Annotated in this window: 27 protein-coding genes and 1 tRNA gene; 8 read left to right on the top strand and 20 right to left on the bottom strand. The window is 69.6% G+C overall.

The features are described 5' to 3' along the window. Positions 1–61 precede the first annotated feature (61 nt). Entirely contained in the window at positions 62–2,245 is a 2,184-nt protein-coding gene (locus tag CSW64_RS11030; RefSeq protein ID WP_099622154.1) for a TonB-dependent receptor, read from the top strand. Between the two features lie 60 nt (positions 2,246–2,305). Continuing rightward, entirely contained in the window at positions 2,306–3,556 is a 1,251-nt protein-coding gene (locus tag CSW64_RS11025) for an acyl-CoA dehydrogenase family protein (protein WP_099622153.1), read from the top strand. A gap of 484 nt (positions 3,557–4,040) precedes the next feature. On the opposite strand, the gene CSW64_RS11020 is transcribed toward CSW64_RS11025, so the two are convergent. From CSW64_RS11020 to CSW64_RS10995, 6 genes are all read right to left on the bottom strand, one after another. After that, positions 4,041–4,862, bottom strand: a complete 822-nt coding sequence (locus CSW64_RS11020) for an MBL fold metallo-hydrolase (RefSeq protein ID WP_099622152.1) — start codon at positions 4,860–4,862, stop codon at positions 4,041–4,043. After that, positions 4,859–5,638 (bottom strand): TatD family hydrolase, encoded by a 780-nt coding sequence (locus tag CSW64_RS11015; RefSeq protein ID WP_099622151.1) that lies wholly within the window; start codon positions 5,636–5,638, stop codon positions 4,859–4,861. Before CSW64_RS11015 ends, CSW64_RS11020 begins: the two co-directional genes overlap by 4 nt. Before the next feature lie 4 nt (positions 5,639–5,642). Next, a complete protein-coding gene (locus CSW64_RS11010) occupies positions 5,643–6,653 on the bottom strand; it encodes a DNA polymerase III subunit delta' (protein WP_099622150.1) in 1,011 nt (336 codons plus the stop codon). Between the two features lie 4 nt (positions 6,654–6,657). Next, positions 6,658–7,287 (bottom strand): dTMP kinase, encoded by a 630-nt coding sequence (gene tmk / locus CSW64_RS11005; RefSeq protein WP_099622149.1) that lies wholly within the window; start codon positions 7,285–7,287, stop codon positions 6,658–6,660. A gap of 48 nt (positions 7,288–7,335) precedes the next feature. Continuing rightward, a complete protein-coding gene (locus tag CSW64_RS11000) occupies positions 7,336–7,866 on the bottom strand; it encodes a septal ring lytic transglycosylase RlpA family protein (protein ID WP_342745858.1) in 531 nt (176 codons plus the stop codon). A gap of 69 nt (positions 7,867–7,935) precedes the next feature. Then, positions 7,936–8,673, bottom strand: coding sequence for a pentapeptide repeat-containing protein (locus tag CSW64_RS10995; protein ID WP_099622148.1), 738 nt, complete (start codon positions 8,671–8,673; stop codon positions 7,936–7,938). Between the two features lie 171 nt (positions 8,674–8,844). Here CSW64_RS10995 and CSW64_RS10990 point away from each other — a divergent pair, with 171 nt between their 5' ends. Beyond that, on the top strand, positions 8,845–10,527 hold the full coding sequence (locus CSW64_RS10990; protein ID WP_150131377.1) for a hypothetical protein: 1,683 nt from the start codon (positions 8,845–8,847) through the stop codon (positions 10,525–10,527). A 97-nt stretch (positions 10,528–10,624) separates the two neighbouring features. Here the strand turns inward: CSW64_RS10990 and CSW64_RS10985 are convergent, their stop codons facing one another. The 3 genes from CSW64_RS10985 to CSW64_RS10975 all read right to left on the bottom strand — a co-directional run bounded on the left by CSW64_RS10985 (position 10,625) and on the right by CSW64_RS10975 (position 13,370). Continuing rightward, positions 10,625–11,260: a class I SAM-dependent methyltransferase gene (locus CSW64_RS10985; protein ID WP_099622146.1), complete on the bottom strand. Its 636-nt coding sequence runs from the start codon at positions 11,258–11,260 to the stop codon at positions 10,625–10,627. Further along, positions 11,257–12,330 carry a hypothetical protein gene (locus CSW64_RS10980; RefSeq protein WP_216361269.1) on the bottom strand — a complete coding sequence of 358 codons (1,074 nt, stop codon included), beginning with the start codon at positions 12,328–12,330 and terminating at the stop codon, positions 11,257–11,259. Before CSW64_RS10980 ends, CSW64_RS10985 begins: the two co-directional genes overlap by 4 nt. 89 nt (positions 12,331–12,419) lie before the next feature. Beyond that, positions 12,420–13,370 (bottom strand): alpha/beta hydrolase, encoded by a 951-nt coding sequence (locus tag CSW64_RS10975; RefSeq protein ID WP_099622145.1) that lies wholly within the window; start codon positions 13,368–13,370, stop codon positions 12,420–12,422. Positions 13,371–13,481: 111 nt separating this feature from the next. Between CSW64_RS10975 and CSW64_RS10970 the strand changes: the two genes are divergently transcribed. Further along, positions 13,482–14,384, top strand: coding sequence for a LysR family transcriptional regulator (locus tag CSW64_RS10970; protein WP_099622144.1), 903 nt, complete (start codon positions 13,482–13,484; stop codon positions 14,382–14,384). Here CSW64_RS10970 and CSW64_RS10965 read toward each other — a convergent pair. Further along, positions 14,381–14,842 carry a MarR family winged helix-turn-helix transcriptional regulator gene (locus CSW64_RS10965; RefSeq protein ID WP_172448517.1) on the bottom strand — a complete coding sequence of 154 codons (462 nt, stop codon included), beginning with the start codon at positions 14,840–14,842 and terminating at the stop codon, positions 14,381–14,383. The genes CSW64_RS10970 and CSW64_RS10965 overlap by 4 nt on opposite strands. A gap of 56 nt (positions 14,843–14,898) precedes the next feature. Between CSW64_RS10965 and CSW64_RS10960 the strand changes: the two genes are divergently transcribed. Next, positions 14,899–15,345, top strand: coding sequence for a hypothetical protein (locus CSW64_RS10960; RefSeq protein ID WP_099622143.1), 447 nt, complete (start codon positions 14,899–14,901; stop codon positions 15,343–15,345). A 16-nt stretch (positions 15,346–15,361) separates the two neighbouring features. On the opposite strand, the gene CSW64_RS10955 is transcribed toward CSW64_RS10960, so the two are convergent. The 4 genes from CSW64_RS10955 to CSW64_RS10940 all read right to left on the bottom strand — a co-directional run bounded on the left by CSW64_RS10955 (position 15,362) and on the right by CSW64_RS10940 (position 17,857). Further along, a tRNA-Ser gene (locus tag CSW64_RS10955) sits at positions 15,362–15,451 on the bottom strand. Between the two features lie 12 nt (positions 15,452–15,463). Next, entirely contained in the window at positions 15,464–16,855 is a 1,392-nt protein-coding gene (locus CSW64_RS10950) for a sensor histidine kinase (RefSeq protein WP_099622142.1), read from the bottom strand. Then, positions 16,843–17,526: a response regulator transcription factor gene (locus CSW64_RS10945; RefSeq protein WP_099622141.1), complete on the bottom strand. Its 684-nt coding sequence runs from the start codon at positions 17,524–17,526 to the stop codon at positions 16,843–16,845. The genes CSW64_RS10950 and CSW64_RS10945 overlap by 13 nt, the downstream gene beginning before the upstream one ends. 118 nt (positions 17,527–17,644) lie before the next feature. Beyond that, a complete protein-coding gene (locus CSW64_RS10940; RefSeq protein ID WP_099622140.1) occupies positions 17,645–17,857 on the bottom strand; it encodes an acid-shock protein in 213 nt (70 codons plus the stop codon). Between the two features lie 238 nt (positions 17,858–18,095). Here CSW64_RS10940 and CSW64_RS10935 point away from each other — a divergent pair, with 238 nt between their 5' ends. Then, entirely contained in the window at positions 18,096–18,416 is a 321-nt protein-coding gene (locus CSW64_RS10935; RefSeq protein WP_099622139.1) for a hypothetical protein, read from the top strand. Positions 18,417–18,539: 123 nt separating this feature from the next. Here the strand turns inward: CSW64_RS10935 and CSW64_RS10930 are convergent, their stop codons facing one another. Together CSW64_RS10930 and CSW64_RS10925 are read right to left on the bottom strand one after the other, a co-directional pair. After that, positions 18,540–19,013: a cysteine hydrolase family protein gene (locus tag CSW64_RS10930; protein WP_099622138.1), complete on the bottom strand. Its 474-nt coding sequence runs from the start codon at positions 19,011–19,013 to the stop codon at positions 18,540–18,542. A gap of 38 nt (positions 19,014–19,051) precedes the next feature. Further along, on the bottom strand, positions 19,052–20,842 hold the full coding sequence (locus tag CSW64_RS10925; protein WP_099622137.1) for a flavin-containing monooxygenase: 1,791 nt from the start codon (positions 20,840–20,842) through the stop codon (positions 19,052–19,054). Positions 20,843–20,984: 142 nt separating this feature from the next. Here CSW64_RS10925 and CSW64_RS10920 point away from each other — a divergent pair, with 142 nt between their 5' ends. Next, entirely contained in the window at positions 20,985–21,866 is an 882-nt protein-coding gene (locus tag CSW64_RS10920) for an exonuclease domain-containing protein (protein ID WP_099622136.1), read from the top strand. A gap of 24 nt (positions 21,867–21,890) precedes the next feature. Here the strand turns inward: CSW64_RS10920 and CSW64_RS22010 are convergent, their stop codons facing one another. The 4 genes from CSW64_RS22010 to CSW64_RS10905 all read right to left on the bottom strand — a co-directional run bounded on the left by CSW64_RS22010 (position 21,891) and on the right by CSW64_RS10905 (position 23,746). Then, positions 21,891–22,040 (bottom strand): hypothetical protein, encoded by a 150-nt coding sequence (locus CSW64_RS22010; protein ID WP_172448516.1) that lies wholly within the window; start codon positions 22,038–22,040, stop codon positions 21,891–21,893. 92 nt (positions 22,041–22,132) lie between these two features. Beyond that, a complete protein-coding gene (locus CSW64_RS10915; protein ID WP_099622135.1) occupies positions 22,133–22,342 on the bottom strand; it encodes a cold-shock protein in 210 nt (69 codons plus the stop codon). Positions 22,343–22,576: 234 nt separating this feature from the next. Then, a complete protein-coding gene (locus CSW64_RS10910) occupies positions 22,577–23,350 on the bottom strand; it encodes an SDR family NAD(P)-dependent oxidoreductase (RefSeq protein WP_099622134.1) in 774 nt (257 codons plus the stop codon). Positions 23,351–23,422: 72 nt separating this feature from the next. Further along, positions 23,423–23,746 carry a hypothetical protein gene (locus CSW64_RS10905; RefSeq protein ID WP_099622133.1) on the bottom strand — a complete coding sequence of 108 codons (324 nt, stop codon included), beginning with the start codon at positions 23,744–23,746 and terminating at the stop codon, positions 23,423–23,425. Positions 23,747–23,888: 142 nt separating this feature from the next. On the opposite strand from CSW64_RS10905, the gene CSW64_RS10900 reads away from it, so the two are divergent. Continuing rightward, complete coding sequence (locus CSW64_RS10900; RefSeq protein WP_099622132.1) at positions 23,889–25,013, top strand: acyl-CoA dehydrogenase family protein; 1,125 nt, start codon at positions 23,889–23,891, stop codon at positions 25,011–25,013. Positions 25,014–25,020 lie beyond the last annotated feature (7 nt).

Below are 25,020 nucleotides of genomic sequence, written 5' to 3'. Positions count from 1 at the left end.
TCGAGAGCCGGCGAATGGGGAAACCGGCGTTCCTGCGGGACGCCACGGGAGGAGAAGCGCCATGCGCTCGAGGACCCTTTGGCTGGCGTCGGCGGCGCTGGCCGGCGCGCTGACCGCCCAGACGGCGGTCGCTCAGGACGAGTCGCCTACGCTGGAGGCCGTCGTCGTCACCGCCCAGAAACGGGCCGAGGACGTGCAGGACGTCCCGATTTCCATGGAAGTCCTGGGCGGCGAGCAGCTGGCCGCCATGCAGACCAGTACGTTCCAAGGACTGCAGAACTATGTGCCGAACCTGCTGGTGCAGCCGTCGCCGGGCAACAACGCGGTCTTCATCCGCGGTTTCGGCTCCCTGCCCTCGAACTACGCCTTCGACCAGTCGGTCAGCATGTACCTCGACGGGATCTACGGCGGTCGGAACCGGCAGTTCATGTCGCCGATGTTCGACGTCGAGCGGGTCGAGGTCATGCGCGGGCCGCAGGGCGCGCTGCTCGGCAAGAACACGGCCGCCGGCGCCGTCAGCATCGTCACCGCGAGTCCGAGCCGCACGCCGAGCGCGGAGATGACCGCGGTCTACAACTTCAGCCGCAAGGGCGGGGACCTGTCGGGCTACGTCACCGGCCCGCTGGGCGATGATCTGAGCGGCCGGCTGGCGATCAAATACACCGACATGGGCGGCTACATCGCCAACAGCGCGACCGGAAAGGACGATCCGCGGGTCGAGAACCTGTCCATCCGCGGGGGGCTCCGTTTCGAGCCCAGCGATCGGTTCGACGTCACGGCCAAGCTCTCCTACGACCATTTCGTCACCTGGGGCACGGCCCAGGTGAGGGTCGATCCGATCAAGGGCGGCCTCAGCGACCGCAAGAACGCCGCCCCGCCGTTCGGCACGCCCGAGGAGGACGACCAGACCTCCTGGAACGCCTCGGTGACCGCCAACCTCGCCCTCGGCGAATTCACCCTGACCAGCATCACCGGCTACTCGACCTTCGAAGACCTCAAGAATACCGGCGGTTCAGCAGGAAATCCCGAGACTTGGCTGTCGATGTTCACCGAGGATTTCGACCAGGTCTCGCAGGAGTTCCGCCTGCTGTCGCCGACCGGCCGCCGGTTCGAGTACATCATCGGCGCCTACTACGACCGGGGCGACTACGACCTCTACAACGGCTCCCGCTATCGCCTGTTCGGCGGCGCGGTGACCGGACAGACGGCGATCGACTTCACCCAGAAGGCCGAAACCTGGTCCCTGTTCGCCCAGGGAACCTGGCATGCCAGCGACCGCCTCCGCCTGCTCGGCAGCCTGCGCTGGACCAACAACAAGAAGGACGCGACCTTCCGGCTGCGCCAGGTGTCGGGAACGCCCCTGCCCGGCGTCGTACCGCTCGACCTGCCCAATGCCGCCCATCCCGATGTTGGCAGCCTGGACGAGGAGAACACCGACCCGTCCCTGACCCTGCAGTACGACCTGGCGCCGCGGGTGATGGTCTACGCCGCCTGGGGCAAGGGATCGAAGGCCGGCGGCTTCGTCAGCAACACCCGCACGGTCAAGTGGGACCAGTTCCGCTACGGCCCGGAGAGTTCGACCAACTACGAGATCGGGGTGAAGTCGACCCTGCTCGACGGCCGGCTGATCCTCAACGCGACGCTCTATCAGACCGAGTTCAAGGACCTGCAGGTCGCCAACTACGACCCGGTCGCCTCGGTGTTCATCACCAAGAACGCCGCCGCGGCCACCTCGCGCGGGGTCGAGGCCTCGGCCAACTGGCTGGTCACGCGCGACCTGCGGTTCTCGGGTTCAGTGGCCTATCTGGACGGCAAGTACGACGACTTCCCCGGCGCCTCCTGCCTGGCCACGACGCCCAAGCCCTGCGTCAGCGAGAACCTCGGCGGCACGGTGATGCCCGGCGCGTCGAAATGGACCGGCAACATCCAGGCCGACTGGAGCCGCCCGGTGGGCGAGCGCTTCAAGGTCACCGCCGTCGGCGTGGTCAGCTTCCGCAGCAGCTACTTCACCGCCACCGACGCCAGCCCGGTCTACGGCCGGCAGGAGAGCTACACCAAGGTCGACGCCCGCCTGGAGTTCGGGGACCTCGACGATCGCTGGGCCGTGGCCCTGGTCGGCAAGAACCTGACCGACGAGCTCACCCAGTCCTACAGCTACCTGTGGTCGCTCTCGACGCCGGCCACGGCGATCCAGTTCCTCGACGAGACCCGAACGGTCTCGCTGGAGATCCGGGGACGGTTCTGAACCGTCCCGCCCGACCGGAGCCGCCCTCCCCGGCGGCTCGCCCTTCAAGGAGTTCCCCCTATGGCCGATGACAGCTCAGGCGTCGCCCTGGCTCGACCGCATATCCCCGCCGGCGACGACTGGCTCACGTCCGACGAGCTGAAGGCCCTGACGCCGCAAGACCTGGTCGCCCGGACCACGGCGTTGAAGCCGCTGCTCGCCGCCCATGCCCGCGAGGCGGAGATCGCCCGGCGGCCCGTCCAAGCGGTGTGGGACGCCGTGCGCAAGACGGGCGCCTTCTATCACTTCGTGCCGCGCAAATACGGCGGCCTGGAGTTCGACGTCGACAGCTTCATCGACGCCATGCTGCCGCTCGGCGAGGCCTGCGCCTCGACGGCCTGGGTGACGACCTTCTGCGTCGAGCACAACTGGATGGCCGCCCAGTTCCCGGAGGCCTTCCAGGACGAGACCTTCGGCGGGGCCTTCCCCTACATCATCGCCCCCGGCGTCACGATGCCGCCCGGCCAGGCGACCCCGGTCGAGGGCGGCTACCGGCTGAGCGGCCGCTGGAAATGGGGCACCGGGGTGATGAACTCCGACTGGATCCTGGCCACCGGCATGGTCGCCGGCCAGACCCCGCCGACGATCCTGTTCTTCGCCTTCCCGACGGCCGAGGCGACGGTGCTCGACACCTGGCACGTCGACGGCATGGCCGGAACCGGCAGCAACGATATCGCCGTGAAGGAGCTGTTCGTGCCGGCGCATCGGGTCATGAACATGGGCCACATGCGCGAGGGCCGAGCCCACGGCGCCCAGCTCTATGACAACCCGATCTACCGCATGCCCATGCTGCCGTTCCTAGCCGTGACGGCGGCGATCCCGGCGGTCGGAGCGGCGCACGGGGCGGTGAAGCTGTTCCGGGAGCGACTGCAGGAGCGCGTCATGCACGGCACGGATCAGAAACAGGCCGACAAGCCCGCCGCCCAGATGCGCCTGGCCCGGGCCGACGTCATGGCCCAGACCGCGGAGATGCTGATCCGAGAGGTCGCCCGCGCCAACGTCGAACTGGGCCGCCGGAACCGGGCCTCGGAGGTCGAGCCGCGCATCGCCCTGCGGCTGAAGATCGCCTACGCCATGGACCTGTGCCGCAACGCCATCCGCATCCTGGCCGAGGCCAGCGGTTCAGGCGCGCATTTCCTGGACAATCCGATCCAGCGGGCGCTGCGCGACATCAACGTGATGTCGAGCCACGTGGTCTATGACCTGGACGGCGCGCTGGAGCTGCACGGCCGCGCCTTAATCGGGCTGCCGCCGAACTCGCCGGTGATCTGACGACTCCCTGCCCGACGCTCGAAGAGGCGGCTCGACCTGGGGCCGCGCGCCGGGCGGCCTGCCCCCTTCCGGATCCGTTCGGGAGGGGGCTTTTTCATGGCTGAGACCACGGCGATCTCCGGCGCCGACCCGATATCGTTCGCCGTAAGACTTTGGCAGGCTGGCGTCATCGAACAGCGCCCCTGATCCGCTTCCCCCGACAGGCCGACGGACGCAAGCCAAGGCCCCAGGGTCACGGGCGCGGCGAGGGCGTTCCGGCGCGGAGTCGGTTTCCTCCTCCACGGACGAACGCCCTCGCTCGACACCCCCTCCGGCCTCCGCCGGCGACGATCGGGCGTTTTATCGTGCGAACTAGGGGGAAAGCCCTATGCCGCGGCTCGACGGACCATGATTGAGTGGGACCAGAGGCGTTCATCGCCGTCCCTTCCCTTCCAAACTTCCAGGGGCTCCGACCGCACCGGTCCGGAGCCCTTCTTGTGCCGCCCTACAGGGCGATCTCGACCGTCAGGCCGTCGTGGGCGGGTTCGACCGCCTCCGGCAGCCGGTCCCACAGGCTGTCGTAGTCCATGTCGATGTGCATGTTGGTCAGGATCGCCCGCTTGGGCTTGACCCGCGCGATCCACTCCAGGGTCTTGTCGAGATGGGCATGGGTCGGGTGCGGCGTGTAGCGCAGGGCGTCGACGATCCAGACGTCCAGGTCGGCCAGGGCCTCAAAGGCCGCTTCCGGCAGGCCGTTGACGTCCGGCGAGTAGGCTACGCCGCCCCTCGGACCGCCGAACCGATAGCCGACACAGCGGATGGCCCCATGGTCCTGGTCGAAGGTGGTCACCGGCACCGGTCCCGACGGCCCCTCGATCCGCCAGTTCCGCCCATGCTGCGGCAGATCCCGCGCTTCGAGAATAGCCGGATAACCCCCTGTATCCTCGAAGATATAGTCGAACCGTTTCAACAGGCTTTCACGGGTCGGAGCGTCCATCCATGCCGGAATGCGAGCCCGCTGCCGCAGGAAGAAGGCGCGGACGTCATCGATGCCGTGCGCCTGATCGGCGTGGTCATGGCTGTAGAGCACCGCGTCCAGCCGCAGGATCTCGGCGGCGATCGCCTGCTCCCGGAAGTCCGGCGAGGTGTCGACCAGCACCGTGGTCTCCGCCTCACCCTCGCCCGCCCGACGACGGACCAGCAGCGAGCAGCGGGTGCGGCGGTTCTTCGGCTGGCCGGGGTCGCAGACACCCCAGTCGCCGTCCGCCCTGGGCACTCCGCCGGACGAGCCGCAGCCCAGGATCGTGACCTCCAGCACGCCGCTCATGGTCGCGGAATCCGGTCGAACAGGGCGAAGAAGGCGTCTTCCGTGCGCTGCTCCGCCTCGTCCCGGCTCCAGCCGCGGATCTCGGCCAGCTTGTCGAGGACATGAGGCAGGAAGGCCGGCTCGTTGCGGCGGCCTCGCATCGGGACCGGCGCCAGGTAGGGACAGTCGGTCTCGACGATGATCCGGTCGGCGGGCATGTCGCGGATGATGGCGCGGACATCCTCGGCGGCTTTGAAGGTGGCGATGCCCGAGACCGAGAACCAGGCCCCCAGGTCGGCCGCACGGCGCGCCAGCTCCGCTCCGCTGGTGTAGCAGTGCATCAGCAGCTTGAACGGCCCGGCGGCGTGCTCCTCCTCCAGGATCGCGCCCATGACCTCGTCCGCCTCGCGGGTGTGGACGACCAGCGGCAGGCCGGTCTCGCGGGCGGCGATGCAGTGCTGCCGGAAGACCTGGGCCTGGATGTCGCGCGGGCTGAGGTCATAGTGGAAGTCCAGGCCGCATTCGCCGATCCCCACCACCTTCGGCCGCTGAGCCAAATGGATGAGATTGCCGGCCTTAAGCTCCGGATTTTCCTTCGCTTCATGTGGATGCGTTCCGACCGTGGCCCAGATATCGTCGTGGGCCAGCGCCACCGCATGGGTGACGTCGAAGGTGGACACCTTGTCGCTGATGTTGACCATCAGGGCGACGCCGGCCTCACGGGCGCGGGCGATCACCGCGTCCATGTCTTCGGCGAACTGCGGGGCGTGAAGGTTGACGTGACTGTCGATCAGCATGGGGTCAGGCGGCCCTCGCCGCGGCGCGCAGCTCGCGCAGGGCGGTCCAGAAGGCGTCGGCGTGGTCGAGGTTGAGGCCCTCGGTCTGGTCGGGCAGCGCCTGCAGCCGCTCCCAGGCCTGGACCCAGCGGTCCAGCCCCTCGCCCCCGCCGTTCACAGCCTGTCCGACGGCCATGGCGCGGATCTGGTCGCTGATGCGGTCGATCAGCAGGTTGAAGCGCTGCTGCCCCTCGGGGCCGCGGAAGCGATCGGCCAGGGCCACCAGGGCGCCGTCGTCGAACTTCGGCAAGTTGCGCAGGATCTCATGGGCTTCATCGTCGGCGGCCAGGGCGTCGGCGGCCGCCAACCGCAGCGCCAGGCCTGGCGCTCCGCCCGCCATCCGCGCCAACCGCAGCGACTGTTCCGGCGAGAGGCCGGTGCGGCTCTCGACGAACTCGGCGGTCACCGCCTCGCCCGGCGCCCCGAAGGCCAGTCGGCGGCAGCGCGAGCGGATCGTCGGCAGCAGTCGGCCCGGCGAATGGCTGACCAGGAACAGCACGCCGCGCGGGGGCGGTTCCTCAAGAGTCTTCAGGATCGCATTGGCGGCGTTGACGTTCAGGTCGTCGGCGGCGTCGATGATGGCGACCCGGTAGGGCGCCGTGGCCGGCGTCTGGGCGAAGAATTCGGGCAGCTTGCGGGCTTCGTCGACCGGGATCACCTTGCGCGGCTTGCCGTCCTCGGTGAACCGCTCCAGCACCAGCAGGTCGGGATGCGAGCGCACGGCGATCTGGCGCACGACCGGGTCGGTCATGCGGGCGCCCAGCAGGCCATGGTTGGGATCGGGCGTGGCTCCGAGCAGCCGGCGCGCGGCGCGGAAGGCGAACGTCGCCTTGCCGACCCCCTCCGGCCCGGTCAGCAGCCAGGCGTGGTGCAGCCGGCCGCGTTCCAGGGCGTCCAGGAACGCGCCCTCCTGCGCCGCCGCCCCTTCCAGGGCGAAGGCGTCGCGGGGATGGGGCGGGTCCGGGAAGTCGGCCATGGCGTCAGGCCTTCAGCCGCGGCTGGACGGCCGCCCAGACGGCGGTCTCGACCTCGTCCTGCGGCTGGGCGGCGTCGATCACCGCGCAGCGCTCGGCCTCGGCCCGGGCGATGGCCAGGTAGGCCGCGCGCAGACGTTCGTGGAAATCCAGCCCCTTGGCCTCGAAACGGGCCTCGCCGCCGCCGCGATGGGCGGCGCGCTTGAGGCCGTCGGACACCGGCAGATCGAACACCAGGGTCAGATCCGGCCGGGTCTCGCCGACCACCGCCGCCTCGAGCTGGGCGATGAACGCCGGATCGACCTGCCCGCCGGCGCCCTGGTAGGCGCGGGTGGAGTCGGCGAAGCGGTCGCAGACCACCACCGCCCCACGGGCCAGCGCCGGGGCGATCACCCGCTCGACGTGGTCGCGACGGGCGGCGTTCATCAGCAGGGCCTCGGTGATCGGCGACCAGCGGTCCGTCGCCCCGTTGACCAGCAGGTCGCGGATCGCCTCGGCGCCGGGCGAGCCGCCGGGCTCGCGGGTCACGACGACCTCGACGCCGGTCGCGCGCAGACGTTCGGCGAGGCGTTTGACCTGGGTGGATTTCCCGGCCCCCTCGCCGCCTTCGAATGTGATGAAAAGGCCTTGGGTCACGCTCCCGTCTTCGTCTGGAACGCGGCTCATGTCCAGAACGGGAGCGGGTTATTCCCCTCTTTCGGCGACACGCCGGCCGGCTTCGGGCGCCGGCCCCAGGTAGCGCACCCGCACCTTGGCCACGCCCTTGCGGTAGATGCCCAGCTTCTCGGCGGCGCCCTTGGACAGGTCGATGATCCGCCCCTCGACGAAGGGGCCCCGGTCGTTGACCCGCACCTTGATCTTGCGGCCGGACTCCAGGTCGGTCACCTCGACCAGGCTCGGCAGCGGCAGCGTTTTGTGGGCGGCGGTGACCAGCTCCATGTCGAACACCTCGCCGTTGGCGGTGTTGCGGTTGTGGAACTGCTGGCCATACCAGCTGGCGACGCCCTTCTCGTCATAGTCCGGATCGTACTTGGGCGTGTACCAGACCCCCTTCACCTGATAGGGCCGCATGGTCGCCGGAACGCGGCCGTTCGGCCCTGGCGCGGCCACGGTCGGACGCCGGTCGACCGCATAGCGCGGCGACGCGCAGGCGGTGACCGCCAGACAGGCCAACAGCAAGGCGGCCGCACGCAGCATCGGACCCGAGGCCGACATCGCCCCTCCTCTTCCAGGACGGCCAGTCTGCCGGAGAGGCCTTGCGGCGTGGTTAAGACGGCGTTCGCCTTAGTCCGGTCGGACGTCGACGCCCATGGCGGTCAGCAGGGCGTGCTGCTGATCGACCGACACGACCACGTCCCGAAAGCTCGCCAGCGCGTTCAAGTCCAACCCGGCCAGGGAAGCGCCTCGCAAGTCGGCGCGCGACAGCTTGGCTCCGGCGACGAAGGCCTGGACCAGGTCGCAATGGGTCAGGTTCGCGCCCTCCAGGTCGGCGTCGATCAGGACCGCCTCGCGCAGGCTGGAGCTATTGAGGTCACAGTCCGTCAGGCGAGCCCCGGCCAGATCGGCCAGCTCGAGATTGCAGCCCCGGAAGCTCGCCGAACAGCGGGCCGCCTTGCGGCTGACCATCCGGCTGAAGTCGGCGCGGTGGAACTTCGCCCCGCGCAGGTTGCAGGTCTCGAGGACGATCCCGTAGAGCTCGGAGCGCTCGAACGCCGCGAACGACAGGTCGCAGCGTGTAAACCGCGCCTCGTCCAGACGGGCGAAGGCGAACTGAACCCCTTCGTGACCTTCGTCATCGGCGATCTGGCAGTCCTCGAACACGGCTTCGCGCAGGTCGACCTGAGCGAACCGGCAGCGTCGGATCCGGCAGCCCGTGAAGCGCGCGCCCTCTAGCCGCGCGCCAGACAGCTGGGCGTCGATGATCGTGCAATCGACGAACACCGCGTCGGCCAGATCGACGTCCGTGAAGTCCGCCTCCGAGAGATCTTCGCCCGTGAAGGCCGCCCCAGGTTCGAAACGCATGCTTTCCCCGCTATCGCCGCCCCGCGTCGATCGCCGCCTGTAGCAGACCGCGCAATCGAGCTTCGCAATCTTGTCCACAGGAGATCGGCCGCCGCATCATGGAACAAAGAGTGAACGATGCCATATCAGGCCGGCGCCGCGCAATGCATCCCTTTCTTTCAGGAGAGCTTCATGACGACCTTCATCGACCTCTGGACCGCCTTCTCCAGCGTCACCGTTCCCGCCGGCGAAACACATGTGCGCAGCAGCGGCTACGGCGTCGCGGGCGTCGGCGCCGCCGACTATGTACCGGACGCCGACCAGACCAGTACGACGGCGACGCCCTGGCGGCGCAAGTCGGCCAACGGCCGGTGGTTCAGGATCAGCGGCGACCGCATCACCCCCAAGCAGGTCGGCGCGCTCTACGACGGTTCCGACGCCGCCGACGCCCTGGCGGCCTGCTTCGCCGCGGCTCAGGCCATCGGTGCGGGAGTCGACCTGCTCGACGGCGTCCTGACGAGCAGCAAGCCTGTTCGACTTCCGCTCGGCCGATCCATCGCCTTTGGCGCGCTGACGCTCGATTTTCGGGGCGTGACCTCCGCCACGGCGTTTCCGGAGGGCGGCTGCGTCGTCGCCGACGCCGGCCCGGCCGCCGCGCTGCCGAACCTGGGCGCTGCGGCGTCCCTCGGGGCCTCGACCATCACCCTGGCCTCCTCGGCGGCCGGACTGCTCGGGCCGGGCGACCTGATCGCCATCTACAATCCCGCCAACTACTCCTGGATCAAACAGTGGAACGGCGGCGCGATCCCGGCCGGGCAGTTCGCGGCGGCGAACCGCGCCAACTATCGCGCCGGGGAGATGGTCGAGGTCAAGGCGGTGGCGGGCGCCGTCGTCACGCTTGATGGCCCCCTGCACGCCGCCTACGCCCCGGCGGACGTGCAACTGTGGAAGATGCCCAATCGCCAGCTGGTGCTGAACGGCGGCGCGCTGACCATCCTGGCGCCGGAGACCGTCGACCACGGGCTGCGGCTGCGCCGGCTCCGCGACAGCGACATCAGCGGCGTGGTCGTGCGGGGCGGCCGCCTGGCCGCCATGGAGCTGGCGGAGAGCTTCAACGTCGTCGGGATCGGCCTGACCTGCGTGCATCGCGTCGCTTCCGGCGCCGGCGAGGACTACGGCCTGTCGCTGGTGGCTTCCCAGCGCATCTCGCTCCAAGGCGACTTCTCCGGTCACCGCCACGGCGTCACCGTGGGGACATCGGCGGATCTCGCCGGCAACCTGTGCCTGCCGTGGCGAGACGTGGCGATCAACCTGGCGGGCGGGACGATGACAGCCCGGGCCGACGTCAACGCCTTCGGCGGCCACGGCTGCGGCCAGGGCCTCAAACTGGGCGGCGTCGCCTACGGCGGGCTGATGCTGGGCGGCGGCGACATCGCCGTCGACTGCTCGATCGAGCCGATCGACACGATGGCGAACTGGCCGTTGTTGAGCGCCACCGAGCTGTGGAACTGGAACCTCGACCTCAACGTCGCGGTGAACGGCGCCGGCATCGATCCAACCCCCAACGGCATGGGCCTGATCGACTTCGGAAGCAACGGCGCTGCGCCGGACGCGGGCTGCGTCCGCGGCGGCCTGATGTCGCTTCGGGGGACCGTCCGGGCGCCGAGCACGATCCGGCCGATCAAGATGTACGCCAACGGCTTGCCGGCCGGAGCCAAGCTCGGCGTCACGCTGGGGTTGGCGATAACCGCCGCGGCCCCCGACTCCGTCATTCAGACCGGCAGGAACTCCGGCGACGTGGACCTGAAGTTCAGCACGCTGGGCTTCCGCGATCTGGCGGGCGGGGTCGGCTTCATTCCCTCGCTTCCCGCCTGACGAAGGCCTGGTGAACGGAGGGCCGTGAGGGCGCGGGGACGACACCCGCGCCGAGCACGGTCCTCCCAAGCCTGCATCCGTGGCGTCGGCGGTCAGGTCACCGTCTGCGCGCCACGATGTAGGGTCGGCCGCCGCCTCCCTTGCTCGCATGGTTCTCGACGACGACCACCTCGAAGCCCGCCGCCGACAGCTGCGCCTTGAGACCCTCGGCCCCGAAGGCGGTGACGTAGGGCGCCAGCCCGGTCGCGCGCATCACCGGGATCAGCAGCCGGAGCAGCGGGTTCATGTCGCCCACGCAGGGCGTCTTGGAGATCAGCAGACCATCCGGCTTCAGCAGGCCATGGAGGATGCGCAGGGTTCCCGGCAGGTCGCGCACAAGATGCAGGTAGTTGAAGCCCAGGACGGCGTCGAACCGCGCGTCCTCGGTGGCCAGATCCTCGGCCGTGGCCACCCGGAAACCCAGACCCGGGACAGGATCGGCCAAACGCTTCTCCTCAGCGATCGTGATCATTCCGGACGAGATGTCCGTCGCCAGATAGGATCGCACGCCGCCGGCCAGCAGCAGCGCCGTCGATCCGGTGCCGCAGCCGACCTCGAGGACATCGGCGTCCGGCTTCAGCAAGGCCCGGGTTCGCTCCAGGGTGCGCTCGTAGCCGCCTTGATCGGCGATCGCGCCCTTGGCGTACTTCCGTGAGGTCCGATCCCAGAACCGGGCGTCGCTGGCGGCGTTCATGACGGTCGTCCCTCCCCTGATCCGTGCGCCCCGGCCCTCACGCCGAGGTCGCTTGTTCCGCGCCGCGACAGGGCGAAACCGCCCGCGGCCAGCACGAGCCCGAGCATGACCACGTTATGCGTATACTTCGCAACGGCCCCCACCTCGCCCGCGAGCGGATAGTAGGTGAAGGCGAGGACTCCGCGGCTCAGCAGGAATCCCATCCCGACGGCCGCTGCATGGCGGATCGACCATGCGGGCCGGCCGCCTCCCCACCCCGCGAGGGCGGCGATCAGCGCCGTTGCTGAAACACCAACGGCAAATCCCAGCCAACCCTCTCCGGCGAGGTTCGCCGCGGTCGCCAGCACGAAGGCGACGACGAGGACCGAAATCCATCCCAGACGGCGGCCCGCCCCCATCCGGGGCCCTTCAGACCCGGCGCTGCGGCGCCCGATCACCCAGGCCAGGGCGATACAGCCGGCGACCACGGCAACCGAGGCCGCCAACTGGATCGGCGAGGCGCTGTGGGACTGCGGGTCGAGCAGGATCAGGAGCGCGGCGCCAAGATAGGCAAGCGCGGCGAAGCCCATTCCCAGCGGGCTGAGCCAGGCCGTTCTCGCCCGATCGGGCCGCCAGGCCTCGGCGACGGCGATCGGCGCGCCGAAGCTGAAGACGACATGCCCGACGATGAAGTTGTGGACATTGCCCGCGCTGACGCCCAGCGCCGGCAGGAAGGTGGCCTGTCGCGCTTCCTCCCAGCCCTCGTAGCCGCCGTAATGTTCGGCGAAGAGCGACTGGTCGATGACGCAGGCCTGCGCGACGCCCAGCGCGGCGCATAGCAGCAGCAGCGACGGCCAGCCCCACCCTGCGCGCCGCGCCAGCTCCCGCGCCAGCAACGCCGGCGCGCCGTACAGGGCCATGAAGAAGACCAGGGCGAAGAGCGTCGCGCCGAAGTCGCCGGTGCCGTCGGCATAGGCCGTCAGAAGCTCGGCGCCGATCGCGGACAGCGCGGCCAGGCCGAACACCTGAACGAGACCCTGGATGCGGCGGACGCCGCGGCGCCCTGCATCGTCCGACGTCGTCTTCTCCATGCGCGGGCGGCTCCCTACAGGCCGTTCTCGAGGTGCGAGAATGTCCCTTAGGGAGCCGCCTGGCTATCGGTCGAAACAGGCCGGCCGCCCTATTCCGCCGCCGCCCTGGCCGCGACGGGGCCGCCGGCCAGCGTCCGGCGGAAGAACGGCGCCAGCACCGACACCGCCTCCTCGACGAAGGCCGGCCCATCATAAAGGTCCATGTGGTTGGCCCCCTCGACGATGTGCAGGGCCTTGTCCTGGCTGGCGGCGCGGCCGAGCAGGTCGTCGCTCATCCACTTGCTGCCCGCCACGCTGCCGGCGACGATCTGCAGGGGCTGGGTCAGATAGACTTCCGCCATGTGATAGGCGTCGTAGGTGATGATCTGGTTCAGGCTGCGCAGGGTGGCGAAGCCGGGCGCCGTCGGATGCTGGGCTCGAGGCGTATGGTAGTACTCCCAGGCCTGCCGCAGTTCCTCGTTCGGCGCGTCCTCTTCCTTCAGCGGCGCCAGCGGCATGGTCGCCGGCGCCCCGCCTTCGGCGTCGGACGTGCGGGCGCTCGAGCCGGCCACGATGTAGGGCAAGGCGTCGATGTCCTTGACGTTGTTCTCCCAGCCGTTGCGGAACATCGAACCGATGTTGACCGCGCTGACCGTTCCGACGGCCTTGATGCGGCGGTCCTGGATGGCGGCGTTGGCCGTGTAGCCGGCGCCGGCGCAGATGCCCATCGCGCCGATCCGATCCTGGTCGACGTAGGGCAGCGTCGTCAGGTGGTCGATCGCGGCGCTGACGTCCTCAGTGCGGACGTAGGGGTTCTCGAGCTGCCGCGGCGCGCCGCCGCTCTCGCCCTGGTAGGACGCGTCGTAGGCGATCGCGACGAAGCCCTGTTCGGCGAGCTTCCGGGCGTAGGTTCCGGCGGTCTGTTCCTTCACGCCGCCGCCCGGGTGCGAGACCACGACCGCGGGATAACGGCCGGCCTCGTCGAAGCCCTCCGGAAAGTAGATCACCGCCGACATGGCGATGGTCGGGTTGTTCGAATTGGGGAAGCTGACCTTGCCCATTTCTGCGTCCTTTCGATCGGGCGAACCCGCTGTTGACGCAGCCAATCTAGGCGCGAAGGATTGCGCTGATTAGGCAGGCAATTGCGCTTGAGCCTATCACTGAGGTGATAAATGCGTCGGGACGAGATCGCGGACCTGGCGGCCTTCGTCGTGGTCGCCGAAGAACGCAGCTTCACCCGGGCCGCCGCCCGGCTGGGCATGGCCCAGTCGGCGCTGAGCCAGATCGTGCGACGGATCGAGACCCGACTGGGCCTGCGCCTGCTGTCCCGCACGACCCGCAGCGTGGCGCCCACCGACGCCGGCGAGCGGCTGCTGGCGACGCTGGGGCCGATGCTGCACGACCTGGACGCGGCGATCGCGGACCTGGGCGAGTTGCGCGACCGCCCGTCCGGCCGGATCCGCATCACCACCGTCGAGCATGCGGCCAAGACCGTGCTGCTGCCGGCCATGAAGCGGCTGTTGCCGGATCATCCGGACATCGCGGTCGAGATCACGATCGACTACGGTCTGGCCGACGTCGTCGCCGATCGTTTCGACGCCGGCGTCCGCCTGGGCGGCGAGATCGCCAGGGACATGATCGCCGTCCGCATCAGCCCCGACATCCCGATGGCGATCGTGGGATCACCCGACTACTTCGGCGTCCACCCCGCCCCGATCCAGCCCGAGCAGCTGACCGAGCACCGCGCGGTGAACCTGCGCCTGCCGACGTCCGGCGCCTTGAACGCCTGGCGCCTGATGCGCGGCGGACGTGAGACGCGAGTCCGGGTCGACGGCCCGCTGGTGCTCAACACCATCGACCTGATCCTGGACGCGGCGCTCGACGGTCACGGCCTGGCCTATCTGCCGCTGGACCAGGTGCAATCCCATCTCGAGGCGGGTCGGCTGGTCCGGGTGCTCGGGCGGTCGACGCCGGACCTTCCGGGCTATCACCTCTACTATCCGCACCGCCGCCACGCCTCGTCGGCTTTCACCCTGCTGGTGGAGACGCTGCGCTGGCGAGGCGCATCGCCCTAGTCGCCCTGCAGGCCGCTCACGAAGGTCGCGGAGACCGCCGTGGCCCGCTCCATGAAGGTCGCGATCCTGGTCAGCTCTTCCTCGGACCAACCTTCGTAGAGCTGCTCCATCGCGGCCTGCAGCGGCGCATAGATCGCCCACAGCGCCTGCAACCGGTCCGGGCGGGCCATGACGAAGACCCGGCGGCGGTCGTTGGGATCGTCCTGACGTTCGACGTAACCCGCCCGCACCAGGCGGTCGATCGCCGTGGTCATGGCCCCGGTCGACAGGCCCGTGCGACGCGCCAGCTCGCCGGCGGTGACGCGGCCGCTCATCTGGATGACATCCAGGCACTCCAGGTCGGTCATGTTCAGCCCGACCTTCGCCGCCACGGCGTGGCTGACCATCAGAGCCTGGGCGCTCGAACCGCGGAGCGCATTCGTCAGCCGCGTCGCGGCGGCGTTCCGTTCGCTTGACATTCTGATATCTCGATAATCAAGATAACTGATCTAACCCATTCCGGATGGTCGTTTCAATGCCCCTCGACGTCGCGCTTATGCTGGCCGCCATCGTCCTGGGCGCGATCGGCGTCGGCGGCGGCCTCTACGAGGCCCTGCTCATCGATCGCGCCTGGCCCGCCACGCCGCAGCTGATCCAGCCCCAGCGCGGCGGCATCGACCGCAAGCGCTTCTGGATCCCGGCCCACACGGCCTATGAGCTCGCCCTGGTCGCGGCGGCCTGGGCGAGCTGGCAGACTCCGTTCGCCAGGACCTGGATCCTGATCGCCCTGGCGGCGCATGTCCTCACCCGGGCCTGGTCCGTCGTCCACTTCATCCCGGCGGCGCTGCGCTTCGAACGGGCCGGCGACCTGGACGCCGCCCAGACGGCCGCGGCGCGCGCCTGGACACGCCAGAGCCTCTGGCGGATCGTGATCGAGGCTGGGGCGGTGGCCGCCCTGGTCTGGGCGTGGGTCGGACGGTGAGCAAGGTCTGCGACCGTGGCGGACGGGGTGGGATTCGAACCCACGGTAGGCTTCCACCTACGGCGGTTTTCAAGACCGCTGCCTTAAACCACTCGACCACCCGTCCGTGGGCGGGCTTCTAGCCTGCTTCGGTCCGCGCTGTGAACCGGCCATGACGCCGAAGGCCGATCACCGCCCGCAGGCCGGGCTCGGCGTCCTGCAGGTCCAGCACGCCGCCGTGCAGCCGGGCGCAAGCGGCGGCGATGGCCAGGCCCAAGCCGGCGCCCGGCGTGGTCCGCGCGGAGTCGAGGCGGACGAACCGCTCCTGCACCCTGCCCCGATGTTCGGCGGGCACGCCGCGGCCACGGTCCTGGACGATGATCCGGACCCCGTCCTCGTCCTCTTCGAGCGCCAGACTGACCGCCGCGCCGGGGCCGGCGTGCAGGGCGGCGTTGTGCAGCAGATTGCCAACCGCCTGGCGCAGCAGCAGCTCGTGCCCCTGCACCACCAGCGGAGCGGACCAGGGCGCGACGGTGAAGGTCTGGCCGGCGTCCTCGATTACCGGTCCGAACAGCTCGCCCAGGTCCGCGATCAGCCCGGCGAGGTCGACCGGCGCCATCATCTCCGAGGACAGGCCGGCCTCGGCCCGGGCGATGTCCATCAGGGCCGACAGGGTGGCCAGCGCCCGTTCGGCTTCGCCCTGGGCGGCGACCAGGGCCCGGCTGCGGCTGACCTCCGACAGGCCGGGCTCCGCCGCCCGGGCGATGTCGGCGCGCAGGCGGGTCAGGGGCGAGCGCAGGTCATGGGCCAGGCTGTCGGTCACGGTCCGCATGCCGGTCATCAGGGCCTCGATCCGATCGAGCATGGCGTTCAGCGACAGGCCCAGCCGGTCGAAGACGTCCCCCTGCGGCGCGGCCGGCGCCCGTGCGGCCAGGTCGCCGTCGGCGATCCGCTCGGCGGTCCCCGCCACGGCCTCGATCCGCCGCAGCAGCTGCCGATTGAACCACAGCCCGCAGGCCAGCAGGGCGCCCAGGGCGCCGACCAGCGCGATCGCGCCGCTGACGATCAGCGCACGGCGGAAGGCGGCCCGCTCGTGGATGTTCTCGTAGACCACCAGGGTGCCGCCGACCGACAGCGGCTGGACCAGCACCTGCCACGGCGAATGCTTGCCCGGCGTCAGCAGCCGAATCCGCGCCCGGCCCTGCGCCGGCAGGTCCTCGGCGTCGGCGAGGCGCGCGCCGCCCAGGAACCGACCTTCGGCGTCGTACACGGCGTAGCGGAACCCGCCGCCGGCGGGGCGGGTGCGCTCGCGCAGGTCCAGGGCCTTGGCCAGAGGGGCCAGCCCCTCCTCGTGAGCGAAGGCGACGAAGTAGTCCCGGGCGGCCTCGGCCACGGCCTGCTGGCGCTGGTCGATCAGGGTCTCGCCGATGCGGTCGATGACCAGCAGCCCGGCGGCCAGGGCGACCAGCGCCACCGCCACCATGACCACCAGGACAGCGCGCGGCCTCAGGGCGCCTCTCACGGCTCCCATGACAGCCGGTATCCGGTTCCGCGGAGGGTATGCAGCAGCGGGCGGTCGAAGCCCTCGTCGATCTTGCGCCGCAGTCGGCTGACGTGGGTGTCGATGACCGTGGTGTGCGGATCGAAGCGGTAGTCCCAGACTTGTTCCAACAGCATGGTGCGGGTCACCACCCGGTCCTTGTGCCGGACCAGATACTCCAGCAGCTTGAACTCCCGGGGCAGCAGATCGAGCGGACGGTCCGCCCGCACGGCCTTGCGCGCCAGCAGGTCCAGGGTCAGGTCGCCGCAGACCAGACGGGTTTCGATCTCCGGCTCGACGCGGCGGCGCAGCAGGTTCTCCAGCCGGGCGACCAGTTCCGAGAAACCGAACGGCTTGGTCAGGTAGTCGTCGCCCCCGGCGCGCAGGCCCTTCACCCGCTCGTCGAGGTGGCTCAGGGCGCTGAGGATCAGGATCGGGGTGTTGATCGAGGCGGCCCGCAACGCCTTGACGACGCTCAAGCCGTCCATGCCGGGCACCATGCGGTCCATGATGATGGCGTCGAACCGCGAGCTGGACGCGAGATAGAAGCCGTCGCGCCCGTCGACGGCATGTTCGGCGGTGAACCCCTCTTCGCGAAGACCCTTGAGGACGTAGGCGGCGGTGTCCTCGTCGTCCTCGACCATCAGGATTCGCCGGCTCATGGCGTGGCCTCCAGGCGTCAGAGGCTGCTTGGTCCCGCTTCTGGGCGAGAAGGTGGCGACCGGACAGCCCTACAGGGGGGAGAGAGCGCCGTCCGGTCGCCCGTCGTCAAGAGATGCCTCAGCCCTTGGCGACGCAGGCCTTGATGAAGTCCTTTTCCGTGCCCGTGTGGGTCTTCTGGGCCTTCCAGGCCTTTTCGCAGGCCGCCTTCTTGGCGTGGGCGCTCGGAGCCTTCTGGGCCGGCGCGGGCGCGGCGGGGGCCGTCGCGGCGAACGCGGCCGAGCCGACGGCCAGGCTCAGGATCAGGGCGGCGGGCGCGAGCAGCTTGGTCATGGGATCCTCCCGGTGGGACGCCGGATCATCCCGGCGAGGACCATCTGACCGCCGGGACCCGTCGGCGATCGGTCGCCAAACTCACAAATCTGCAAGCTGACCCGGCAGTTTCGGGCGGCGCCTTTTGCCGGGTCGCGACGGACCTTCGGCGAACGGCGATCTCAAGGCGTTGTTTCGATGGCGATTTCCGGCTGGCAAAGGTCTTGCGAACGGGTCGGCAGTCCGAAGGAGCCCTTTCATGAGCCTCTCCAGTCCGATCGGCGGCGTCGCCTCGCTCTTCTCCACCACGGCCATGCAGCGCCTGAACACGGCCGCGCCCAAGGAGAAGGGCGCGCCGGAAACCGCGACCGAAGCCTTCTTCAATCATGTGAAGAAGACGCCGGCCGAGCAGATGATGGAGGCCATGCTCAAGCGGCGCGGCCTGACCCAGGAAGCCTTCAACGCCCTGCCCCCGGAGCAGCGCCAGGCGATCATGGAGGACATCAAGAAGGAGATCATGGACAAGGTGAAGAACGGCGAAGGCCCCTCGAAAGGCGCCCTGGCCGACATCACGGTCTAGTTCCCCGTTCCGATCACCCCGGCGAAGGCCGGGGCCCAGATACAGCCCGGGCTTTCGCGGCAAGCTCCAGAGTTATGGGACCCCGACCGGGTCCCGGCCTTCGCCGGGATGCACGGGTTCTTGTCAACCCTCCAGCAGCGCCTCGTACCGCTCCGCCACGGCCCCGAAATGGTGCCGCCAGAGCTTGACGCCCAGCGCCCCGCTCCGGTCCAGCGATGAGCCGACGACTAGATCGGCGATGATCGTCGGCTGCAGACCGGCGTCGAACAGGGCGAATCCCGCCGCCAGCACGCAGGTGTCCGCCTGGATGCCGCAGACCAGCACCCGGTCGACATCCAGCGCCTTCAGATGGGCGACGGTCTCGGGCGTCAGCGCGTAGCCATGTTTGATGAAGACGCGGTCTGCGGCGACCAGGCTGTCGTCCGCCGGACCGGGAGCCCAGTTCAGCTGGCGGCGGAACGGGGTGACGGCCTCATCGTGCCGCTCGACCGTGGCGACCGACGGCATCAACGGCAGCAGACGCTCGATCCCCTCGACCAGCCAGGCCGGCGGGTCGAAGCTGGGCTGCACGTCGATGATCAACAGGGCTTGTCGCATGGCCCGGTTTGGCGCCGCAACGCTCCGGTTTCAAGGCGTCAGGCCAGCTCCAGCCCCTCCAGCCGCCCCTCGGAGCGCCAGTCCTCCAACAGCTTGATGAACGGGCCTGAGCCCTTGCCGTAGGAGCTGTTGCGCACCGCCATGGCCGAGGGTTTGCCCTCGTTGTTGTAGTAGCCGGGCGTGCATTCCTCGAGGAACTTCTGCCGCAGGACCGCCGTGTCGATGATAGTCTGGACCCAGGCGGCCTCGGCCGCCTCCGACGCCTCGAGGGTGCGGACCTGGCGCTGAGCGGCCTCGGCGACGATGTAGGCCGTGTGCTGGGCCTGGGCGTTCAGCATGTGCGGGAAGTTCACCGAGAAGCCCGACTGGGTGTTGCTGAAGATGAACAGGTTCGGGAAGCCGCGGCTGTGCAGGCCGTGCAGGGTCGAGACCCCGTCCTTCCACTTCTCGGTCAGGGTCAGGCCGCCTCGCCCGGTGACCTCATAGCCGGACCGGCGGGTGTAGCTGGTGCCGACCTCGAAGCCGGTGGCGTAGACGAGGCAGTCGATCTCATAGGCCTCGCCGTCGACCACCACGGCGTTCTCGGTGATGCGCTCGACGCCCTTCCCGGCCGTGTCGACCAGGGTCACGTTCGGCCGGTTGAAGGTGGCCAGGTAGTCGTCGTGGAAGCAGGGTCGCTTGCAGAACTGGTTGTACCAGGGCTTCAGCGCCTCGGCGGCGGCCGGGTCCGTGACCATGGCGTCCACGCGGGCGCGGATCTGCTCCATCTTCTTGAAGTCGGCCAGCTGCATCAGGTCCTGCATCGCCATCGGGGCCTCGCCCTTCTCGGCGGTGCTGCGCCCGATCATCAGGATGTTGCGGATGATGTCGGTCCAGCCGTCCTGCACCAGATCCTCGGGCTCGTAGCCGCCGGAGACCAGGGTGTTGAAGTTGTCCATCCGGCGCTGCTGCCAGCCGCTCTCCAGCGAGGCGGCCCAGGCCGGGTCGGTCGGCCGGTTGTTGCGCACGTCGATCGAGGACGGCGTCCGCTGGAAAACGAACAGCTGCTTGGCCGCGGCGCCCAGGTGCGGCACGCACTGCACGGCGGTGGCGCCGGTGCCGATCACCCCGACCCGCTTGTCGGCCAGGCCGCTCAGGTCGCCCAGCGAGGTGCCGCCGGTGTAGTCGTAGTCCCAGCGGCTGGTGTGGAAGCTGTGGCCCTTGAAGCTCTCGACGCCCGGGATGCCCGGCAGCTTGGGCCGGTGCAGCGGACCGTTGGCCATCACCACGAACCGGGCCTTCATCGCGTCGCCGCGGTTGGTGCGGATGATCCAGCGAGCCGAGGCCTCGTCCCAGTCCAGGGCGGTGACCTCGGTCTGGAAGCAGGCGTTGCGATAGAGGTCGAACGCCTCGCCGATCGCCCGGCTGTGCTTCAGGATCTCCGGCGCGCGCGAGTACTTCTCGACCGGCATGTAGCCGGTCTCCTCCAGCAGCGGCAGGTAGATGTAGCTCTCGACGTCGCAGGCCGCGCCCGGATAGCGGTTCCAGTACCAGGTGCCGCCGAAGTCGCCGCCCTTCTCGATCACGCGGATGTCCTGCACCCCGGCCTCGCGCAGCCGCGCCCCGGCCAGCAGGCCGCCGAAGCCGCCGCCGATCACCGCCACCTCGACCTCGTCGGTCAGCGGCGCCCGGGCGAAGCCGGCCTCGACATAGGGATCCTCGAGATAGTGGGCGAAGTCGCCCTTCATCTCGACATACTGCTCGTTGGCGTCGCCGCGCAGGCGCTTGTCCCGTTCGGCGCGATACCTGTCACGCAGGACGGCGGGGTCGAATCCGAGGTCGTCGGCCATCTGTTCCTCCCGAGCCGCGCTCTGCCGGGCGGCCTTGGGCGCAAGCCTGCCGGGCCGGCGGCGAGGCGTCAAACGATTGTTTGAGGGCGTGTGGCGCCTTGCCCCTTGGCGTTCCCACACAACCCCGCCTAAGAGACGGCGCATGAGTCAGCCCGACTTCGTCGTCATCGACGTCGAAACGGCCAACCGCGGCCGCCACAGCATCTGCCAGATCGGCATCGTCGGCTATCGAGACGGCCGGGAGTGTTTCGCCGAGGAGACGCTGGTCGATCCCCGCGACGCCTTCGAGCCGTTCAACATCGCCTTCCACGGCATCTCGCCGCAGAAGGTCGCCGGCGCGCCGGCTTTCCGCGATCTGCACGGCTGGCTCGACGAGCGACTGGGCGGGCGGATCGCGGTGTCCCACTCCAACTTCGATCCTTCGGCCCTGTCGGCCGCCTGTCGCCGGGACCTGCTGTCGCCGATCGACAGCCGCTGGATCGACAGCGTCTCGGTCGCCCGCATCGCCTGGCCCGGCCTGCCCAGCTACAAACTGGGGGCGCTGGCCAAGATGTTCGACATCCGCTTCCGTCACCACGACGCGCTGGAGGACGCCCGCACCGCCGGGCAGATCGTTCTGCGCGCCCTGGCCCAGGCGGGGGGCGGAATAGAGGACTGGCTGCACCGTCGGCCGACGTCGCCCTCGCCCGGCGCCCAGATTCGCGGACGGACCTGGGGCGAAGGCGGCTCGGTCACCCGGCGGCCGGCCTGCGACGGCCCGCTGAACGGGCATGTGGTGACCGTCACGGGCGACCTCTCGGTGCCCCGCTCGGTGATGGCCGACCAGGTCCAGGCGGCCGGCGGCGCGTTTTCCGCGAGCGTGACCCGCAAGACCACCCTGCTGGTCATCGGCGCGCACGAAGGGTGGGGCCTGGGCCGCGACTACGTCAGCGCAAAACAGACCAAGGCGGAGGCCGCCATCGCCGGCGGGCAGCCGCTGCGGATCATCGACGAGCCGACGCTGCGGCGGATGATGACAGGATGATCGCGCCCAGGCGCGTCAGGTCGATCAGTCGGCCGACGACGGCCCAGAGCCTTCCGCGGCCTGTTTCTTGGCCTCGCGGGCTTCCTGCTTGGCGGCGGCCTTCTCGCGGGTCTTGATCGCCTTCAGGCGCTCCCGCTCCTGGCGTTCGAAATTGTAGTTGGGCGCGCGGGCCATGGGCTCTCCTGATCGATGGGCCTTCAGCCGTGCGGCGAAGTCTGGGGTGCGAGGCCGGCGGGATGCGAACATCGCGCCGGCCCGCCAGGGGCTTAGAGCGCCTGCAGCTGTCCGGCGGACATCTTGCCGCTGCGACGGTCCTGCTCGAGCTCGTACGAGACCTTCTGGCCTTCGTTCAGCGAGCGCAGGCCGGCGCGTTCGACGGCCGAGATGTGCACGAAGACGTCGTTACCGCCGTCGTCAGGCTGGATGAAGCCGAAGCCCTTGGTTCCATTGAACCATTTCACAGTGCCGGTAGCCATGAGATCACCTTTCCGGTGTCTGGAGTTACGTGCCGTCAGGATGGGCGGCGCGATCAAACTGTCGGAAAGGATCACGTAGGCTCGGAAGCTCGATCCGAGGACCAAGCGAGGAGAGCAACCGAACCAAGGCGATAGTCGATACCGCAGTATGCGCACGAAATCGCGTGGACGGCGAGGAAAATCCCGCGGGCGCCCGGAGCATCCGGCGGGCGCGGCCAACCCGGCGCGGCCCGCTCAGCGGGTCTGGCCGCCGTCGACGGGCACGACGGCGCCGTGCACGAAGCTGGCGCGAGGGCTCATCAGGAAGGCGGCGACGGTTCCGATCTCCTCCGGCCGACCGTAGCGCTGCAGCGGCACCTCGCGGTCGATCCAGCGCTGCCAGGACGCGGCTCTCGGACCGTCCATCCGCTCCTGCCAGCTGCCGCCCGGGAAGATGATGTTGCCCGGCGCGATGGCGTTGACGCGCACGCCCTCGGGGCCGGCGATCTTGGCCAGCTCCTTGGTCAGGTGGTTCATCCCCGCCTTGGCCGTGCCGTAGGTCAGCGGCGTGCCGAGCGCGCCCAGGCCGGCGATCGAGCTGATGAACAGGATCGAGCCCTCCCCTCGCGGCAGCATCCGGCGATAGGCCCCCCGCGCCAGCCGCCAGGCCGAACCGAGGTTCTGGGCGAATCCGGCGTCCCAGGTCTCGTCGTCGACCTCGGCGCCCGGCGGACACGGATGCAGGCCGACATTGGCGACCGCGCCGAAGATGGGCCCCAGCGCCGCCTCGGCGCCGGCCAGCGCCTCTTCGATCCTCGCCGTGTCGCGCAGATCGCCGGCCATCGCCCAGACGCGACCCTCGCCGTGCTCGGCGGCCAGCCGGGCGCGGGTCGCCTCCAGCGCCTCGGCGCCGCGAGCGGTGATGGCGACCTTCGCCCCCTCGCCCAGGCAGGCCTCGACGATGCCCAGCCCGATGCCCCGGCTGGCGCCGGCGACGAAGATGGTCTTTCCGCTGAGCCCGAGCTCCATGCGCCGTCTCCCCTGATCCTGTTCGTCGGGAGCATCTGACGCCGGCGACCTAGCGGCAGGCAAGCCGCCGGCTCACTCCCCGTTGGCGTCCACCACGATGTTGACCGTCTTGCCGCGCGACATGGGATCCCAGCCGGCCTCGATGGCGGACTGGATGGAACGCGCGACGACCTTGGGATCGATATTGGCGGCCTTCAGCAGCGCGCCGTAGGCGGGCAGCTTGCCAGGCGGGAACTCGATCACCGCCTCGCGCTGGCCTTCCTGATGGCGCACGGCGATCGCCATGCCTTCCCAGCCCTTGCTGTCGTTCGACCACCGGGGCTGGCGCTGCAGCCACCAGACGTAGACTTCGCCGTCGACCTGGATCTCGAACTCGGTGGTTTGCTTCTTCGCCATGCGGAGGAGTTAGCCCTTCGGAGACGAACGCGCCACCCGAGGATGACGCAAACGGAAAGACGGCGCTTGGCTGACCCCGGGTGAACGCATCCAAGCTCCCCCCAAGATCGGCGGATACGCGCCGGCGACGGGAGACATCAGGGTGAACTTCGACTTTTCCGACGAGCAGAAGCAGCTGCGCGACCAGGCGCGAAGGTTCCTGGCCGACCGCTGTCCGCCGGCGGCCGTCCGCGCCGTGCTGGAAGGCGCCCAGTCCTACGACTCCGACCTCTGGAGAGGCCTGGGCGAGATGGGCTTTCTGGGCGCGGCCATTCCCGAGGCGTACGGCGGCGTCGGCCTGGGTCATCTGGAGCTGTGCGTGATCGCCGAGGAGCTGGGCCGGGCCGTCGCGCCCGTGCCGGCGGTCTCGTCCATCTACCTGGTCGCCGAGGCGCTGATGCTCGCCGGGACGGAGGCGCAGAAACAGGCCTGGCTGCCGAACCTGGCGTCCGGCGAGACGATCGGCTGTTTCGCCCTGGCCGAGAGCGCTGGCCGCACGACAGAGGGCGGCGTCAAGGCGACCGTCTCGAACGGCAGGCTGACCGGGACCAAGACCCCCGTGGCCGACGGCGACATCGCGGGCCTCGCCGTGGTCGCCGCGCGCGAGGGCGGGAAGGTTTCCCTGTGGCTGGTCGACCTGCGCGGGGCGGGCGTGACCCGGACGGTCGAGGACAGCATCGACCCCACCCGCGGCCAAGCGACCCTGACCTTCGACGCCGCCCCCGCCGAGCGGCTGGGCGCGGCCGGCGACGGCTGGCGGCTGGCCTCCGAGGTCATGGACCGGGCCGCCATCCTGATCGCCTTCGAACAGGTCGGCGGCGCGGATCGGGCGCTGGAGATGGGCCGAGACTACGCCTTGGACCGCATGGCCTTTGGTCGTCCGATCGGCAGCTTCCAGGCCGTGAAGCACATCCTGGCCGACATGTACGTCGCCGCCACCCTGGCCCGCTCAAACGCCTACTACGGCGCCTGGGCGCTTTCGACGGGGGCCGCCGAACTGCCGGTCGCGGCGGCCACGGCGCGGGTCTCGGCCACACAGGCCTATCAGCACTGCGCCAAGAACAACATCCAGGTCCACGGCGGCATGGGCTTCACCTGGGCCTTCGACTGTCACCTGTTCTATCGCCGGTCCAACAATCTGGCCCTGACCATCGGCTCGCAGTCGACCTGGGAGGACCTGCTGATCGACCGCCTGCGCCGGCGCAACGAAGCGCCCGTGGCGGCCTAAGGGAGGA

Source organism: Caulobacter mirabilis (assembly GCF_002749615.1).
In the GTDB taxonomy this organism is placed as follows: domain Bacteria; phylum Pseudomonadota; class Alphaproteobacteria; order Caulobacterales; family Caulobacteraceae; genus Caulobacter; species Caulobacter mirabilis.
This window is presented reverse-complemented; position numbering and strand designations above follow the sequence as displayed.